Genomic DNA, 17122 nt, shown 5'->3' with positions numbered 1-17122 from the left:
CGTGACCGTGGGGACTATCGCCGACGCCGGGACGATTGGGACGCCCGACGGGCACCAGGTGCACGGCCAGGACATTCCCTGGCTGCTGCGGCACTGGGCCGAGCACCGGCCCGAGCACCCCGCGCTGGTGTGGGAGCCGGCCGAGGGTTCCGTGCGCAGCTGGACGTACGCCGAACTGCTGCGTGACACCCGGCGGGTCGCCGCCGGACTGGTCGGCCGCGGCATCGGGCGCGGCGACAAGGTCCTCGTGCACTCCGAGAACTGCCCCGAGATGGTCCTCGCGTGGCTTGCCTGCGCGACCGTCGGCGCGGTCGCGGTGACCACCAACACGCGGGCGACGCCGAGCGAGATCGCGTACTTCGCGGCGCAGACGGGCAGCGTGGCGGCGGTCACGCAGCCGCGCTTCACCGAGGCGCTGGCGGAGTCCGGCGCCGAACTGGCCTGGACCGCGGTGATCGGCGCCGAGCGCGACGGGGCGGAGGACGACGCGGCAGGCGGCAGCAACCGCACGCTGGCCTTCGACGCGCTGTACGGCGACGCCGACGCGCTGCCGGAGCGCCCGATCGAGCCGATGCTGCCGTTCGGGATCATGTTCACGTCCGGAACGACCAGCCGCCCCAAGGGTGTCGTGCACACGCACGCCAACGCCATCTGGGCCAGCCGGTCGGGCCCCCGCAGCATCGACCTCGGTCCGGACGACCGCTACCTGATCTACCTGCCGTTCTTCCACGTCAACGCGCAGAGCTGGTCGTTCTTCTCGGTCCTGGGCGTCGGCGCGACCGCGGTGCTCATGCCGAAGTGGTCCACCAGCCGCTTTTGGGACGTCGTGGTCCGCCACGAGATCACGCACATCTCACTGATGCCGTTCGCGATGGGCACGCTGGCCGCCAAGGACCGCCCGGCGTCGAAGCTGCGGGTCGGCGTCTTCGGCCAGGTGGCCGCCGCCCTCGACAGCATGCTCGGGGTGAAGGTGTACGCCGCCTTCGGCATGACCGAGACCGTCACCCACGCGGTCACCGGCAAACCGTCGGAGTATCTGCCGGCCAGGTCGATGGGCCGCCCGGCGCCCGGCTACGGGTTCGTCGTCGTCGACCCCGACACCGGCCGCGCCTGCGCGGAGGGCGAGGTCGGCGAGCTGTGGCTGCGCGGCGAGCGCGGCGTGCAGTTGTTCCTGGAGTACTACGGCAACGCCGAGGCCACCGAGAAGGCCTTCGTGGGCGACTGGTTCCGCACCGGCGACATGGTCGTGCTGGGCGCCGGCGGCAACATCTTCTACCGCGAGCGCGACAAGGACCTGCTCAAGGTCGGCGGCGAGAACGTCTCGGCGCGCGAGGTCGAGGACGTCGTCGGCACCGTGCCGGGTGTCGGATCCGTGGCGGTGGTCGGCAAGAAACACGACTTCCTCGACGAGGTCGTGGTCGCGTTCGTGATCCGGGCGGCGGGGGCGCCGGAGCCGGACGAGCTGGAGAAGAACATCCTGGAGCTGTGCCGTACGCGCCTGTCCGACTACAAGGTGCCGCGCGCGGTGTACTGCGTCGACGCGTTCCCGCTCGGCACGCTCGACAAGATCCTCAAGAAGCGGCTGCGGGAAATGGCCGACGAGCGTCCCCCGGTGTGAGCCGGGCGCTCGGGCACCACAAAGGGGCGCCACGAAGAGCACCACAAGGGGCACCACGAAGGGCGCCCCGAAAGGCGCCCACCAGGTGCCCCGCGAGGCGCACCGAAAATGAGGCGGGGCCGCGCGTCGGTCTCTGCTAGCGTGCGGAGCATGAAGCGCGCCGCATTGAGCACGACGACGCCGGAGAGTGTCCCGGCGCGCTGAATGACGACCATTCCGAAGCCCCGGGGCAAGTGCCCCGGGGCTTCGGCTTGTGGTCCCGGGGGTCCCGCGACTGCGAGGAGACCGCCGTGCACGACCACCGCCGACTCGGCCGCGAACTGGACCTGTTCGACACCGACCCCCTGATCGGCGCGGGGCTGCCGTACTGGCTGCCCGACGGCGCCGTGGTGCGCCACGCTCTCGAGGAGTACATCCGCGGCGAGGAGCGCCGGGCCGGCTACCGCCACGTGTACTCGCCGGTGCTCGGCAAACGCGAGCTGTACGAGATCTCGGGCCACTGGTCGCACTACAGCGACGACATGTTCCCACCCATGGACCTCGGCGGTGAGCAGGTCGTGCTGCGGCCGAGCCTGTGTCCGCATCACGCGCTCATCTACCGCTCCCGTGGCCGCAGTTACCGCGATCTGCCGCTGCGCATGGCCGAGCTCGGCGGCATGTACCGGGCGGAACTGTCGGGCGTGCTGGGCGGGTTGACCCGGGTCCGGGCCATCCAGCTGAACGACGCGCACATCTTCTGCACCATCGACCAGGTGGCCGACGAAGCGGCCGAAGCGCTGGCGATGATCGGCCGGGCGTACGAGGCGATGGGCATCGTCCCGGCACGCCACCGCCTTTCGCTGCCCGGGCCGGGTGGGAAGTACGTCGCGGCGCCCGAACTGTGGGACCGTTCGACCGCGTTGCTCACCGAGGTCCTGGAGCGTGCCGGACTGGAGTACGAACGGGCCGAGGGCGAGGCCGCGTTCTACGGCCCGAAGATCGACGTACAGGTGGCCGACGGCGCCGGGCGCGAGTCGACCCTGTCCACCGTGCAGGTCGACTTCCACCAGCCGGAGCAGTTCGGCCTCGAGTACGTCGGGCGCGACGGGGGCCGGCACCGGCCGGTCATGGTGCACCGCAGCATCATCGGCAGTGTCGAGCGCGCGGTGGCGTACCTCGTCGAGTGGCACGGCGGCGCCTTCCCGGCATGGCTGGCGCCGCGGCAGATCGCGGTGTTGCCCGTCTCCGACACCGAACTGCCTGTCGCCGAGGCGGTCGTCCGGCGCTGCGCGGAGCTGGGGCTGCGTGCCGAGGTCGCCGATCCGGTGCGCGGCAGCCTGGGCGCGCGGGTGCGCGAGGCGCGGCTCGTGCCGTACCAGGCCGTCGTCGGGCCGAAGGAGGCGGCGAACGGCGAAGTGGCCCTGCGGCTGCGCGACGGGCGCCGCCTCGACCCGCTGCCCGTCGACGAGGCCCTGTCGCGTATCGCGGCTTCCGTCGGTGCCTGTTGCACCGATCTGTGGGATTCTCACGGCGGTTCCTGAGCGACCGCGACGGATCCTGATCGCCCCGACTCCGAGGAGGACCGTATGGGCCGGGACATACTGCGAGTGGCCGCCGACAGTACGCCGGGGGTCGTGGTGGTGACGGTCGACAACCCGCCGCACCAACTCGTCGACGCGGTGTTCTTCGGTGCGCTCGTACGCCTCCTGGACCGCCTCGACGCGGATCGCGGCGTGCGCGCCGTCGTCTGGGAGAGCGCGGACCCGGACTTCTTCCTGATGCACGGCGACGTCGCGGCGCTGACCCGCGTCCCTGCGGGCGAGCGGCCCCCGGCCGGGCGCCCCAACGTCGCCGCGGCGGCGCTGGACCGGCTGCGCCGGGCGCGTTACGTCACCGTCGGCGCGCTCGACGGCGCGGCGCGCGGCGGCGGCGCGGAGTTCCTCACCGCCCTGGACCTGCGGTACGGCACCGGGCGGTCGGTGATCGGCTGGCCCGAAGTCGCGCTGGGCATCCTGCCGGGCTCGGGGGCGACGGCACGGCTGCCGCAGGTGCTCGGGCGCGCCCGGACGCTGGACATCCTGCTCACCGGCCGCGACGTGCGGGCGGCGGAGGCGTACGCGCTGGGCTGGCTCCAGGACGTCGTGGAGGCCGGCGAACTCGCCGAGCGGGTACGCGCGGTGGCCCGCCGTATCGCGGCGATGCCGCCCGCGTCCGTGGCCGCGGTGAAGCAGGTCGTGGAGGTGGCCGGGCGCGACCCCGAGGGCGCTCTGCTGGCCGAGACGCGCGCCCTGGACGCCTTGATGGGCGCAGGGGCGCACCTCGGGCCGATGGCGGCCTTCCTCGCGGCCGGCGGTCAGACGCGCGAGGCCGAGGCCGACCCGGAGCGGTGGGCCTCGGTCATCGACGCCGTCGTCCGTGCGGGCGGGGACGGCCCGGCTCCCGCGGGCGCCTGAACGGCAGCACCACGGCCCCGGAGGGCAGCGGCTCCGGCTCCGGCGACGGGTCCGGCCTCGGGTCCGGGGCCGGGTCCGGCAGCGGGCCGGGATGCGGGGGCGGCTGCGGCTCCGGGTCGGGCAGCACCGGGTCCGGGTCGGGCAGCGGCGAGGGTGCGGGCGGGCGGGTGTCCGGCTCGACGGGGTACGGGATCGTCATGGTCGTGCCTGCCTTCCTCCGGCCTCCGGCGGTCTCCCGACCTCTTGGAGGCAGCGTGCAGCGTCACGGGCGATCAACGCCCGTGACCGGCGGCTGCCCGGTTCCGGCGGTTTGACGCACATGAGTCCCGCCCGGATTGCGCGGGCCCCGAGCCCCGGTCAGATCGCATCCGACCCGGTGCCCGGAGCCCCCGATCCGCCGCCGCGGCGCCCCCGGTTCGCCGCGTCGCACAAGATGACACCACGGGCTACCTGCGGCCGCGCGGTTTATGGCCGACATGCCACCCTCCGCAGTGGACGCACTTGTACACATGCAGGCGGATACCCCCGGAGCGTCTGAGCGCCCATAAGTGGTCCTCCGCCGCGGCGCGGGTGGCGTGCCGCCTCTTACCCGTGCACCCCCGGTTCTTGCCGACGGCCCACCTCCCCAGCACCGGTTGCCCTGCGAACACGTTTCGTCCTGCTCGTCACGGTAAGGGTCGCCACAACGCGCGGTCAGGCGGATCGACGGTGAAATCAACGGTGGTATCAACGACGGAACCGACAGTGCGGGAGGCCCGATATGCGCCAGGCGACCCGGCGGCGGCTGCGGCTGTCCGGAGGCACCGAGTTGTCGTACATCACCGCCGGTGAACCGTCGGATCCGGCGCTGCTCTTGCTGCACGGATTCCCGACCTCCGCACGCACGTTCCGCGACGTCGTGCCCGAACTGGCCGAGGCCTCCTACGTCATCGCGCCCGACCTGCCCGGCTTCGGGGAGTCCGACGTCCTGCCGGACCCGTCGTTCACCGCCTTCGGCCACGCCGTTGCCGAGTTGCTGGACCGCCTCGGGGTCGGCCCCCGCCACATCTACCTCCACGACTTCGGCGCGCCGGTGGGGTTCCACCTCGCGATGCGGGAACCGGACCAGGTCCTCGGCCTCGTCGTCCAGAACGCCAACGCCCACCGAAGCGGCCTCGGTCCGGAATGGGCCGAGACGCAGGCCTTCTGGTCGCACCCCACCCCCGACAACGAGGCGGCGGCCACCGCGCATCTGACGTTGGAGGGCACGCGGGCTCAGTACGTCGCGAACGTGCCCCCGGACGTGGCCGCGCGCATCAAGGGCCGGGAGTGGGAGGAGGATTGGCGGGTGATGTGCCTGCCGGGACGGCTGGCGACCCAGCGGGCGCTCATCGCGGACTACGCCCACCACGTCGCGCGCTTCGACGCCATCGGCGAGCACCTCGCCGCCCGGCAGCCCCCGGCCCTGATGGTCTGGGGAAGGCACGACGCGTTCTTCGACATCGCCGAGACCCTGTCGTGGATGCGGGACCTGCCGCGTATGGAGTCCCACGTCTTCGACGGCGGCCACTTGCTGCTGGAGACACACGCCCCCGAAGTCGCCTCCCTCGTGCTCGACTTCATCCGGCGGACCGGGCGCGCGGAGCCGTGAGTGTCCGCACGGGTGGAGTCGGCGGCCGCGGCGCGTTCCTGCCCGGAGACGGCGAGGTGCGCACCCTAATGTCGTACCGGACGGTTCGGTTCGACGACGGGAGCGCGGCATGCAGCACAGGACACTCGGCACCCAGGGCCTGGAGGTCTCGGCGATCGGCTACGGGGCGATGGGCCTGACGATGGCGTACGGCCCCGGCGACGAGCAGGCGGGCCTGGCCGCCATCCGGCGCGCGTACGACCTGGGCGTCGACTTCTTCGACACCGCCGAGTTGTACGGCCTCGGCACCGGCTCCAACGAGATCCTGGTCGGGCGGGCCGTCAAGGACTTCCGCGACGACGTGGTGCTGGCGACCAAGTTCGGCTTCGACCTGTCGACCGGGCAGCTCGGTGCCTTCGACAGCCGCCCGGAGAACATCCGCAGGGTCGCCGAGAACAGCCTGCGCTACCTCGGTACCGACCACATCGACGTCCTCTACCAGCACCGCGTCGACCCCGACGTGCCGATCGAGGACGTCGCCGGGGCCGTCAAGGAGCTGATCGACGCGGGCAAGGTCAGGTACTTCGGCCTCAGCGAGGCCGGGCCGCAGACGATCCGGCGCGCCCACGCCGTCCAGCCGGTGTCCGTCCTGCAGACCGAGTACTCGCTGTTCGAGCGGGACGCCGAGCAGCTGTTCGCGACCCTGGACGAGCTGGGCGTCGGTTTCGTCGCGTACTCCCCTCTCGGGCGCGGCTTCATCACCGGCACCGCGAAGCCGGCCGGCGAGTACGACGCCACCGACATGCGCAACACGGACCCGCGCTGGCAGCCCGGCAACTTCGAGAGGAACGTCAAGGCCGTCGAGCGGCTGGGCGAGTTCGCCGCGGCCAAGGGCATCACCGTCCCCCAACTGGCCCTGTCCTGGCTGCTCGCGCAGAGCGAGCACATCGTCCCCATCCCCGGCACCCGCTCGGCGGCACGGATCGAGGAGAACGCAGCGGCGGCCGATGTCACGCTGACCGAGGCCGACCTCGCCGCGGTCCACGACATCCTCCCGGACGGCGGCTTCGGCGCGCGGTACGCCGGCGGGCACACGCCCACCTGGGTCTGACCCCCTTCATCCGCACCCCGCCCGGCGGGCACCCCCCGGAGCCGGTTTGGGCGCGGGGGCCCGGACCCTACTTCGCGATGCCGAAGCGCTCCAGGCCGAAGGCCTTGATCGCATTCCCGCGCAGGAACCGGTAGGTGTCGTCGGCGTCCATCCCCGCGTTCGCGCACAGTCGGTGCGCGACCTCGCGGGAGTGCGGCCATGTGCCGTCCGAGTGGGGGTAGTCCGTCTCGAAGACGATGTTGCCCATGCCGACGGCCTCGCGCGAGATCAGGCCGTGCTGGTCGTCGAACACGCATCCGTAGACGCGGCCGGGCACGTAGGTGCTCGGCGGCTGGGGCAGGTCGACGCCGCCGACACCGTCGCGCCATACGAGGTCGGCACGTTCGAGCAGGTAGGGCATCCAGCCGACCTGGCTCTCCGCGTAGGCGACGGTCAGCGCCGGGAAGCGCGCGAGCGTGCCGGAGAAGATCCAGTCCATCAGCGAGCCCTGCGCGTTCTGCGAGCTGAGCGCCATGCTGACCGCGAGCGGCGCGTCCGGGGACGTGCTCGGCATGTGCGACGACGAGCCGATGTGCATCGTGACGACGGTGCCGGTCTCCTGGCACGCCTCCCACAGCGGGTCCCACGCGCCCGAGTGCATGGACGCGAAGCCGAGGCGGCTGGGGTTCTCGGAGAACGCGATGGCGTACGAGCCCTTCGCCGCGCACCGCCGCACCTCGACGGCGGCCAGCTCCGGGTCCCACAGCGGTACCAGCGTCAGCGGGAGCAGACGGCCGCGGCCTGCGCCACCGGACCAGTCGTCGATCATCCAGTCGTTGTAGATGCGTATGCAGCGGTACGCGAGTTCCTTGTCGCCGCGCTCGGCGAAGCCCTGGCCGCAGAACCGCGGGAAGGTGTTGGGGAAGTTGACGGCGGCCTCGACGTGGTTGACGTCCATGTCGGCGAGGCGTGCGGCCTGGTCGTACACGCCGGGGCGGAAGTCCTCGTAGATGGCCGGGACGTTGGAGACCTCGTCCTCGGGGAAGCCGGCCGGGGCGTGCAGCAGTCCGGTGGGGAAGACGAGGTCGTCGTAGACCCACACGTCGCACCACCGGCCGTCGGGCACGTCGCGCTGGAACCCGTAGTTGCCGCCGGAAAACTCCAGCTTCACCTTTTCCCGCACCACGCGCGGGCCGCGCTCACGCACTCCGGCGGGCAGTTGGTCCCACCACAGGGTCCGGGGTTCGAGCACGTGGTCGTCGACGGAGATGATCAGCGGCATCTCCTCGAGCGCCGGGGTGGGACCGGCGGGGTTCGCCTGGGTCACGGTGCTGCCTCCTGTGCTCGGTGCCGGAGCCGGGCCTGTCCGGTCGCTCCGGCGCCACTCCGGCGTCGGTCCGCATTCCTCGCGCGCAAGTTACTTCGCACGAAGATGCCTTACAAGGGGCATGGCCGGGTAGCGCGTGCCGCAGCACCGGTCAGGCGCGCGGCCGTGAGCGGACCGCGCGGACGCGAGGGAGGGGCTGTGTCCGACCCAGCGAACCCGGCATCGACGCGGATGCCGCCGGCACCACGGACGCCACCGGAACCCCCGGCGAGTGCGGTGCCCGCGCCGATCGTCCCCGATGCGGTGGCCGACGGCGGCATCGGAGCCGCCGTGGTGGCCGATCCGCGCGGGACGGTGGACGTCCTGGTGCCGTACGTGACGGAGCGTCAGCCCGGGGACTTCGTCCGGCTGTTCTGGGGCGCTTCGGCCCGGCCGGTCGCGGAGGCGCTCGTCGAGGACGACGGCGACCTGCTCGTTCCGGTGCCGTGCAAGGCGGTCGTGGAGGCTGGCGAGGGCGAATTGACCGTCTTCTACGACCTGCGCGCGGCGAGCACCCAGGAATGGGTGAGGTCCGCGGAGACGTACGTGCGCGTCAAGTTCTCGGTGCCCGGCGAACCGCCGCCCGTGTCCGACGAACCGGAACTGAACTCCGAGCTGCCCGGCCCGCACGTGTCCTCGGGCATCGGCGGAGGGTGGCGCGCGGTGGGCGAGGGCGTCGAGGTGCGGATCGAGCCGTACGTCAACATGGCCGGCGGCGACACCATCACCCTCGCGTGGGGCTCCCGCGAACTCACCGGCACTCTCGGCCCCGACGAGGTCGGCCGCGCGATGGTCTTCCGCGTCGACGACGAGACCATCGCCGAAGCGGGCTACGGCGGCATTCCGGTCCGCTACAGCATCCGCGACCTCGCGGGCAACTGGTCGCTGTGGTCCACGCCCACAGTCGTCGCCGTCGACGCGCCCTGAGCCGACGACGGACGAAACCGAGACCAGAACGCAGACGACGGCAGAGACGACAGAGACGACGGCAGAACCGTGCCGCATGACGGCGCCCTTGTTTCCCGCGGCACCGACGGCAAGGTGGCGCAGGACGGCAAACTCATGTCTCGCTACGGTATGTCGTACGTCTTTTTCCGGCGCTGGTGCGGATTCGCGGAAGCGGAGTTCTCCGGAGTCTGCGTTTGTGCGACCGCACGGCCGTACCCCGTCTGTTTTTGCCGACGTCGGACCGGGTTTGTTTGAAACGGCGTGGTGGGACGGCAGACTTGGTCGCCTTGCCCGACCGATGAAGGCGTGTCGTCCGAGGGTGCGTCCCTGACCCTGCCGTAAGGAGCCGATCCGTGGTGCTGAAGGTCGCGCATCGGGGTGATCCGCTGCGACTGCGGGAGAACACCCTCCCGTCCCTCGAATCGGCGATCGAAGGCGGTGCGGACTGTGTCGAGGTGGACATCAGGCTCACCCGGGACGGTGTGGCGGTGCTTCTGCACGACGACACGCTGCGACGACTCTGGGGCGTGCGGCGGCCGCTTTCCTCGGTACGCGAGGACGAGTTGGAGCAGCTGGTCGGCCGCGGCGAGTGGCGTATCCCGACCCTCGGCGACGCCCTCGGTCTCGTCGTCGGACGCGGTGTCTCGCTCATGGTCGACGTGCGGGGCCGTCCGGAGGGCCGCGCGGCCGTCGAGGCGGTGCGGGCGCACGGGCACATCGGCAAGGTGCTGTTCACCGGCGATCCGATGGCCCTCGGCGAGATCCGGGCCGTCCTGCCCGACGCCCTCATTGCGATGACGTGGAAGAAGCCGTGGCCGCCCGGCTCCGACCTGGTCGACCACGTGCGCCCGCAGTATCTGAACCAGCGTCACGTCTGGGTGACCGCGCGCGGCGTACGCGCCGCGCACGCCTTGGGCCTCAAGGTGTGCGCCTGGACGGTCGACCGCCCCCGCAGGATGGCCGCGTTGGCGTCGTACGGCGTCGACGCGATCATCAGCAACGACATCCGCGCTCTCACCGCGACGCTGGCGAGTCGGGCCCCGGCGCCGTGAGCAGGAGTCCGGCCACCAGGGCGAGCGGCGGCCAGTCGCGGCGGCCATGCCGGGCGACCGCGTACGCCCGCAGTTCGACCGGCGGCGAGTCCAGTGGGAGCAGCCGGACGCCCGGCCGGGTCGGCTGCGAGACCGGCAGCAGCCCGACGCCGAGGCCCGCCGCGATGAGGTCCTGGACCAGGTCGAGGCTGTCGGCCTGGTGGGTGATCCGCGCCCGGAACCCGGCGATGGAGGCGAGCACGGCGATCACCCGCTCGTCGGCGGTGTTGCGGGAGTTGCCGATCCACGCGTGGGTGCGGTGGCGGGCGAAGACATCGGCGCTCGAACCGGTCGCGCTCGAACCGGTCGCTGCCGCCGGCGGCCCGTAGTCGTCCGGCACGCCGAGGCCCCAGCGCGAGGACCACAGCGACGTCGACCACAGAACGGGGTCGTCCTCTGCCGGGGCCAGGTTGTAGTCGTAGACCAGGCCGAGGTCCGCCTCGTCCGCGTTCAGCAGGGCGCGTACCTCGGCGGGCTCGTGCTCGCGGACCAGGACTCGTACGCGCGGATGGCTCACCGCGAGCGACGCGACCACCGGCAGCAGCGAGGTGCGGACGGCCGTCGCGAACCCGGCCACCCGCACCGAGCCGTTCGGCTCCGCATCCGGCCCCACGTCGAGCCGGGCCGCCTCGACGGCCGCGACGATCGCGGTCGCGTGCTCGGCCAGCCGCCGCCCTGCCGGAGTCAGGCGTACGCGGCGCCCGTCCGGCTCGATCAGCGGCGTGCCGGTCTCCTGGGCCAGCGCCGCGATCTGCTGCGACACCGTGGATGTCGTCGTGCCGAGGGTCTCCGCGACCGCGCGCATGGAACCGAGCCGCGACAACTCCGCGAGCATCTCCAGTCGCCGTGTCTCCATGAGGGCCATTGTTCAGGATTCCCGAACGGAACATCCAGGATTGGCAAGTGGACGCCAACGGTTGTCCGGGCGTCTACTGGGTCGCATGACCTTGGACGCCCCGTCGACGCAGCCGGCCCGGCACGCGCGCAGCACCGCCGAGACCGGTGCCGCGATGGCCCTCGCGGCGATGTTCTGCGTGCAGCTCGGCCTCGCCGTCTCCGTGCACATGTTCGACCGCCTCGGCCCGCTGGGTGCCGCCTGGATGCGGCTGTTCTGGGCCGCCGCGATCCTGCTCGTACTGGTCCGCCCGCGCCGCTCCGACTTCACCCGCCGTGACCTCGTGGCGTGCGGGCTCCTGGGCGTCGCGACCGCCGGCATGATGCTGCTGTTCATGAGCGCGGCCGCGCGCATCCCCCTCGGCACGGCCAGCGCGCTGGAGTTCCTGGGCCCGCTGGGCGTCGCGATGTACGCCGCCAGGGGCCGGCACCGGCTCTGGGCGCTGCCCGCCGCGCTCGGGGTGCTGCTGCTGACCGAGCCATGGCACGGCGGCGTGGACCTCCTCGGGGTGGCGTTCGCGCTCGCCGCGGCGGCGGGGTGGGCGGCGTACATCGTCCTGACCCAGCGGGTCGGCGACCAGGTCACCGGTCTGAAGGGGCTCGCGGTGTCGATGCCGGTCGCGGCGCTGGTCGCGACGGCCGTCGCGGCGCCCACCGAGGCCGGGAGCCTGTCGTGGCCGCTGCTGCTGGTCGGGCTCGGGCTCGCCGTGCTGCACCCGGTGCTGCCGTTCAGCCTGGAGTTCCTGGCCCTGCGCAGGCTCACCACAACGGCCTTCGGGGTGCTGATGAGCCTGGAGCCGGCCATCGCCCTGCTGATCGGGCTCGTCGTGCTCGGCCAGGTGCCGGGCCCGGCGTCGGCGATCGGCGTGGTGTGCGTCGTCGTCGCGGGTGTCGGAGCGACGCGGACCGGGGCACGGCTCCCGGAAGCGGAAGCCGAAGCAGAAGCCCCGCAGGACGAACGCGGGCTCCCCGACGATCGGCCGCTCCCGCAGGCAGCCGGACTCCCCGCGCGGCGTACCGGGAACGACGAGCCGGACCCGTCCGCGGAAAAGCGCGTCGGCACACCGTGCGCGACGGCGAATTCCCCGCGCTGAGTTGTGCGACATCCCGCCGGGAACAGCGGATCGGGAAAAAGGGGCACCGACACGCCCCCGCCCGGAGTAATTGGGTCGGCGGGAACTCCCGTCGGGATATTTCTTGGTGCAGGCAATGTCCCCGCGCCAAAAGGAGCCCTTATGAACATCCGCCGTATTTGCGCCGCCGCCGTGATTGCCGTCGCCGGCCTCGCCATCGCCGCGCCGGTCGCTTCGGCCGATGTGGTCGTCTACCACCACACGTCCGACCACGTGAGCGTGTGGCCGATCGAGGTCGACCACGAGACCCACTCCATCGTCCACGTCGACTGACCCACGGCGGCATTCCCGGGTGCGGTCACGGCCTTCGGGCCGTGGCCGCACCCTTGTGTCTCCGTCGAGGTGCCGCCGTCGAGTGTCTCGTTTGCGGCGCCTCCGTCGACGTGCTTCCGTCCACGTGTCCCGTCCGCGGGCCGTCAGCGTGTGCGCAGGTTGCGCGCCGATCCCCTCTCGAAGCGCGATGCCACGGGGAAGTACTCGGCGAGGAAGGCACAGCGTATGCGGGCCTGCTCCGCGTACGGCACATCGCCGACGGCCGAGGCCGCGCCGGCCAGGCAGAAGGCGTCGTACGCGCGCGAGGCCAGAAGCCGTGTCAGCAAGCGGTGTTGCGCACGATCGCCCAGGTCGACGTGCTCGTGCGCGATCTCCCCCGGCACCCCCTGCCCCGTGACGTACGCATACGCGGGGTGCAGCCACGTCGCAGCCGCCACGTCCGTGTGCGAACGCTCCGCGGCGCGTCCGGTCCCCGACACCTCCGCGGCGAACTCACGCTCGATCTCCCGGAGCACACCGCGCCGCAGCGCGTGCGGGGCCCGGCGGTAGAGCTGAGTAGCGGTGCGCCCGAAGCGCGCTTCCAGCAGCGCGCGCCCGTTCTTCGCCGCACGCACCTCGAACGGGTCGTCGGCGGACACCGGGGTCGGCGGCAACGCGTCCCGTGCCGCGAAGTGCCGGGTGATGCCGTTGGCGTGGAAGAACCGTCCCGGCCGGGACTCGCGGCCCAGGAACATGTCGTCCGTGAGATGCAGGAAGTGCTCGGCGAGGCCCGGCACTTGGTGCAGCCTCGTCTCGACCGCGAGCGGATTGCCCCGCGGCGGCGACGGCCACTCCGGCGCGGGGAACAGGTCGCCGTGCCGGACCACCGCGACGCGGCCGGTGTCGAGCCACGCCGGGGCCGGGCGGTCGGTGACGAGGTGGATCGTGCGCACCCAGGGGGCGTACATGTCGAGCGACCGCAGCGAGTACCGCAGCGCCTCGGAGTCGAGCGACTCGGATGAGCTCGGCGAGTCCGGCGAGTCCGGCGAGCTCGGCGAGCCCGGTGCGTCGGTCGCCTCGGTCTCGGACGCCGCCCCCGGCCACGTGTAGACCACGTCCACCGGGAAGTCGAAACCGCCCACCCGGGCCCGCTCGAACGGCGCCAGGGTGGTGACCTCTCGCCCGGCCACCCGCCTACGGACCGGTGTCATGGCACCGGCGGGCAACACCTGGCCGATCGTCGTACGCACCGGCAGTTCCAGGTCGCGGCCGTGCTCCGACTCGCGCCAGAACGAGACGTTCGCGCCGTGCGCACCGGCGAGCCGCGGCAGTCCGCCCGAGGTCACCACGGGCTGGAACACCCGGACCGTGTCCGGCGCGGCCACCAGCCCCCACGCCCCCAGGACCCCCGCGACGGCGGTCCTGGTCAGGATGCCCTCGGGTGAGACCACCGCGACGTAGACGGCGTCGTCGGCATAGGCGTCGGCGACCGCGTCGAGGAAGTCGGCGCGCCGGTCCGCCGCGACCACGACGGTGTGCCGGTGGACCACGTCGTCGGCGGCGGTGTCGTCCGGTGTGTCCACGTAGACGTACGGAATCCCGGCGCCTTCCAGCACGTCCACGACCAGGCCCAGGTTGCGGTCCGCGACGTCGGCCGGCGTCAGGTCGTCCGCGACCAGGCAGACCTGCCCGCCGCCGCGCCGCAGGCCGGGGTGCAGGGCCTCGATGCGGACCTCGTGGGCCTTGTGCGCGAGATCGGTGGCGACGCGCCGGCCAGGCGCTGCGGGCACTGTCAGGACCGCGTCGCCGCCCTGGGTGCGCGCCTCGTACTCGGCCACCCGGTCCGCCTTCGCGTCCGCCGCGCCCGGCCGCGCGGCGCCGGACCGCAGTTGCCCGAGCAGTTCCTCCCACATCGCGCCTGCCGGGTCCGCGACGGGCGAGCCGACGGCCTCCAGGGCGGCGTCCCCGAGACGGTTCCGCAGCGCCCCGTCGGCGAGCAGCTTGCCGAGCGCGGCGGTCAGCCCGTCGAGGTCGCCGGGGGTCACGAGGAAGCCGTCCACGCCGTCGCGGATCAGCGCGGAGGGGCCGTCGGGGCAGTCGAACGCCACACACGGCAGCGCGGCCGCCCGCGCCTCGGCCAGCACCAGCGGGTACGCCTCCGCGCGCGAGGTCAGCAGGCACACCGACGCGCGCGCCCACTCCTCGTCCATGCGCGGGGCCGCGCCCAGCAGGTGCACGTTGTCGTTGAGCTCCAACTCGTCGACCAGGGTGCGCAGTCGGGGCAGCTCGGGGCCGTCGCCGTAGACCCGCAACGTCCACTCCGGGTGCTCGTCGACCAGCCGGCCGAAGGCCCGGATCGCGTGGTCGACCTGCTTGTCCGGGACCAGCCGCGCGGCGACCGCGACAACCGGGTTGAGGCGTGCCGAGCGCGGCCGGAAACCGGTGGGGAGCGAGCGCGGGACGACGGCCAGGTACGGCCCAGAGGCGCCGAACGCGTCCGCGTACCAGGCGCGGGCGGCGTCGGTGCCGACCACCAGGGCGTCCAGGGCGGGGCCGTGGCGCAGCAGTGGTTCGGCGCCCAGGCCGCGCCGTTCGTCCGCGGCGTGCTCCTGATGCACCGTCACCACGCCGGCCGGCACGAGCTGTACGGCGAGCGCCGCGAGCACCGGGGACGACGTGACCACCACGTCCGCGTCCGTCCCGCGCAGGGCCCGGGCGAGTTCGAGGTCGGAGAGGCGGTGGAACGCGTCGTCCCAGGCGGGTTCGACGTACCGGCTCGGCTGCGCGGCCAGGACCCGGCAGACCTCGGCGGCCTGCGGGCGCCGGGCCGGGCGGGGCGAGGCCGGGTCGGTGGCATCGACAAGGTAGCGCGTCGACACCCCCTCGGGCACCGCGAAGAACGGCTCGGCGCGGGTGCGGAAGACGCTCACTACCTCGACCTCGTGGCGATGCGCCGCCGAGGCCGCCGAGGCCAGTACGGCTCGCTGCGTACCGCCCATTTCGTCGGCATGGGTGAGCAGGTACTTGATCTTCACGCGGTGACTCCGGGGCGGGCGTGGTGGACGGCGGTGCAGCCGAGACGGAATTGGCGGCGGGCGTTGTAGTGCGGTCGGACGCGGACCAGGGCACCCCCTTCGGTGGCCACCAGGCGCGTGCGCATCCGGAAGACACGGCGCGGCATGCGCGGGACGTCCAGTTCACGGCCCAGCGGGTGGCGGCTGCCGTCGCGCATGCGCACGACCATCTGCCAGTCCTGCTCGGGCCCTTCGGCCGGTCGGGCAGCCGTGCCGAGCACATGCCGCTCGGCCTGCTCGTCGCCCTCCGCCCGTACGAGCCCCTCCCCCGTCGCGGGCCGTTCCGCACCGGCGGCACCGGCGTGCGGGGCCTCCGCGCTGCCGACCGGGGACCCGACCGGGGACCCGACCGCGGACCGGAGCATTGCGTCGAACGGCACGGCGAACGCCAGGATGTCGCCGTCTCCCGCGGTCGGCACGACCTCCACCAGCCCGGAGCCGCAGGCGATTTCGACCGCCACCGGCCGCGCGCGCGTCACACCGACCATGCGGAACGCCACCACCGCACCCTCGGGGCGGAGTTCGAACCGCACCATCTCGGCGTGCGGCTGAGGCCGCCGGACGGTGATGCGGCACAGTCCCAGCGGCGTGACGCGTATCTGGTAGCGGAAGCCGGTGAGCGGGCTCGCGGGCGGGGTCTGGGTCGGCCCGCCCGCCGCGCTCGGGCCGAGCGGGCCCTCCAGGTCGAACAACCGCGCCGGGCGCCCGGCGGAGCCCAGCACGATGCGCAGGCCCCAGCGGCCGGGCTCCAGGTCGAGGCCACCGGGCAGCGGGCCGAGCGGCACGGTCGCGTCGGCGTGGAGTTCGGCCCGGCTGACGCGATTCAGTCGCACCGGTACGCGCTGCTGACGGCGGCCGCGTACAAAGCTCAGGAAGCCCTCGTCCCCGCCCGCGGCCTCGTCCGACGGGAGCACCGCGTGCAGGTTCAGCGTGTGGCCGTCGAGCAGCGAGGCGTGCAGGACGCGGGCACGCCCACCGACCGCGACCTGGCGCACGACACTGTCCACGACGGTGGTGCGCATCTGGGCGACGTGCGGGCGTACCCGACGGTCCAGGAACTGCTGGGACCTGACCGGAAGTACGTCCATGGCGATCCGGGCGGAGTCTCGTGTCACACGCAGCGCGTGCCGGGGTCTCACCTGGTCGTCCTCGCCGTTCTCGGGCCGGGTCGGATCCGCGTCGGATTCCGGCCAAACCGTGGGTTTGCGCGTGTGCCGTGTGCCACGCGCGTTGGGGAATATCCGGCCCCCGGACGCGCAACGGGCATGCGTGATTTCGGTCGCCTATAGGGGGTTTCCGCAGGTTTGCGAGGGCCGTGGAAGGCCGTCAACTAGTCCTTCGGTTGCGAGAGATGGTAAACAACGGATGGCTAATTGCGGAAGCCGGGCGACATGCGACGCAGCCGCCAGGGAAAGAGCCCGATTTGTCTTCGGCGCCGCGTAGTTGAGGCGCCACGCTAGGTGAGCCCGTTCGCGTTTAGGGAGTGGTGTCCTCTGTCCGGAGGATCAGCGGCGTCCGGAGGATCGGCGGTATTCGTCACCACACCGACTCCGGCGGAAGCCGGAGAGCGTGTCGTCGCCGATCTCACCGCGCTCGGCCTCACGATATCCGGCGG

At 72.6% G+C, this 17122-nt stretch carries 13 protein-coding genes; 9 read left to right on the top strand and 4 right to left on the bottom strand.

Going from position 1 to position 17122, the window contains the following annotated elements; all coding sequences use genetic code 11:
* Position 1 precedes the first annotated feature (1 nt).
* The 5 genes from AB0C36_RS18125 (at position 2) to AB0C36_RS18105 (ending at position 6770) form a co-directional block, all read left to right on the top strand.
* Positions 2-1618, top strand: a complete 1617-nt coding sequence (locus AB0C36_RS18125) for a class I adenylate-forming enzyme family protein (RefSeq protein WP_358355159.1) — start codon at positions 2-4, stop codon at positions 1616-1618.
* Positions 1619-1851: 233 nt separating this feature from the next.
* Entirely contained in the window at positions 1852-3138 is a 1287-nt protein-coding gene (gene thrS / locus AB0C36_RS18120; protein ID WP_435839066.1) for a threonine--tRNA ligase, read from the top strand.
* Positions 3139-3183: 45 nt separating this feature from the next.
* Positions 3184-4050, top strand: coding sequence for an enoyl-CoA hydratase/isomerase family protein (locus AB0C36_RS18115; RefSeq protein ID WP_358355157.1), 867 nt, complete (start codon positions 3184-3186; stop codon positions 4048-4050).
* 760 nt (positions 4051-4810) lie between these two features.
* On the top strand, positions 4811-5680 hold the full coding sequence (locus tag AB0C36_RS18110; RefSeq protein ID WP_358355156.1) for an alpha/beta fold hydrolase: 870 nt from the start codon (positions 4811-4813) through the stop codon (positions 5678-5680).
* A gap of 109 nt (positions 5681-5789) precedes the next feature.
* Positions 5790-6770, top strand: coding sequence for an aldo/keto reductase (locus AB0C36_RS18105; RefSeq protein ID WP_358355155.1), 981 nt, complete (start codon positions 5790-5792; stop codon positions 6768-6770).
* A gap of 67 nt (positions 6771-6837) precedes the next feature.
* On the opposite strand, the gene AB0C36_RS18100 is transcribed toward AB0C36_RS18105, so the two are convergent.
* Positions 6838-8076, bottom strand: coding sequence for an amidohydrolase family protein (locus AB0C36_RS18100; RefSeq protein ID WP_358355153.1), 1239 nt, complete (start codon positions 8074-8076; stop codon positions 6838-6840).
* 198 nt (positions 8077-8274) lie between these two features.
* Here AB0C36_RS18100 and AB0C36_RS18095 point away from each other — a divergent pair, with 198 nt between their 5' ends.
* Both AB0C36_RS18095 and AB0C36_RS18090 read left to right on the top strand, forming a co-directional pair.
* The gene (locus AB0C36_RS18095; protein ID WP_358355151.1) at positions 8275-9042 is read left to right on the top strand and encodes a hypothetical protein; all 768 of its coding nucleotides are present in this window, start codon (positions 8275-8277) and stop codon (positions 9040-9042) included.
* A gap of 374 nt (positions 9043-9416) precedes the next feature.
* The gene (locus AB0C36_RS18090) at positions 9417-10115 is read left to right on the top strand and encodes a glycerophosphodiester phosphodiesterase (protein ID WP_358355150.1); all 699 of its coding nucleotides are present in this window, start codon (positions 9417-9419) and stop codon (positions 10113-10115) included.
* Here the strand turns inward: AB0C36_RS18090 and AB0C36_RS18085 are convergent.
* The gene (locus tag AB0C36_RS18085; protein WP_358355147.1) at positions 10078-11010 is read right to left on the bottom strand and encodes a LysR family transcriptional regulator; all 933 of its coding nucleotides are present in this window, start codon (positions 11008-11010) and stop codon (positions 10078-10080) included. The two genes, AB0C36_RS18090 and AB0C36_RS18085, sit on opposite strands and share 38 nt — an antisense overlap.
* Positions 11011-11095: 85 nt before the next feature.
* Between AB0C36_RS18085 and AB0C36_RS18080 the strand changes: the two genes are divergently transcribed.
* Positions 11096-12142, top strand: a complete 1047-nt coding sequence (locus tag AB0C36_RS18080; RefSeq protein WP_358355145.1) for an EamA family transporter — start codon at positions 11096-11098, stop codon at positions 12140-12142.
* Positions 12143-12283: 141 nt separating this feature from the next.
* Positions 12284-12454 carry a hypothetical protein gene (locus AB0C36_RS18075; protein WP_358355143.1) on the top strand — a complete coding sequence of 57 codons (171 nt, stop codon included), beginning with the start codon at positions 12284-12286 and terminating at the stop codon, positions 12452-12454.
* A 143-nt stretch (positions 12455-12597) separates the two neighbouring features.
* On the opposite strand, the gene AB0C36_RS18070 is transcribed toward AB0C36_RS18075, so the two are convergent.
* Both AB0C36_RS18070 and AB0C36_RS18065 read right to left on the bottom strand, forming a co-directional pair.
* Positions 12598-15468, bottom strand: coding sequence for a stealth conserved region 3 domain-containing protein (locus tag AB0C36_RS18070; protein ID WP_358355141.1), 2871 nt, complete (start codon positions 15466-15468; stop codon positions 12598-12600).
* Positions 15465-16622, bottom strand: coding sequence for a hypothetical protein (locus AB0C36_RS18065; protein WP_358355140.1), 1158 nt, complete (start codon positions 16620-16622; stop codon positions 15465-15467). The genes AB0C36_RS18070 and AB0C36_RS18065 overlap by 4 nt, the downstream gene beginning before the upstream one ends.
* Between the last annotated feature and the right edge of the window lie 500 nt (positions 16623-17122).

Source organism: Streptodolium elevatio, assembly GCF_040649515.1.
In the GTDB taxonomy this organism is placed as follows: Bacteria; Actinomycetota; Actinomycetes; order Streptomycetales; family Streptomycetaceae; genus Yinghuangia; species Yinghuangia elevatio.
This window is presented reverse-complemented; position numbering and strand designations above follow the sequence as displayed.

What these genes read in the sequence shown, in the direction of transcription:
- AB0C36_RS18110 (WP_358355156.1), top strand. Translation starts at nt 4,811, where the DNA reads ATGCGCCAGGCGACCCGGCGGCGGCTGCGGCTGTCCGGAGGCACCGAG.
- AB0C36_RS18115 (WP_358355157.1), top strand. Translation starts at nt 3,184, where the DNA reads ATGGGCCGGGACATACTGCGAGTGGCCGCCGACAGTACGCCGGGGGTC.
- AB0C36_RS18105 (WP_358355155.1), top strand. Translation starts at nt 5,790, where the DNA reads ATGCAGCACAGGACACTCGGCACCCAGGGCCTGGAGGTCTCGGCGATC.
- AB0C36_RS18080 (WP_358355145.1), top strand. Translation starts at nt 11,096, where the DNA reads ATGACCTTGGACGCCCCGTCGACGCAGCCGGCCCGGCACGCGCGCAGC.
- AB0C36_RS18075 (WP_358355143.1), top strand. Translation starts at nt 12,284, where the DNA reads ATGAACATCCGCCGTATTTGCGCCGCCGCCGTGATTGCCGTCGCCGGC.
- AB0C36_RS18085 (WP_358355147.1), bottom strand. Translation starts at nt 11,010, where the DNA reads ATGGAGACACGGCGACTGGAGATGCTCGCGGAGTTGTCGCGGCTCGGT.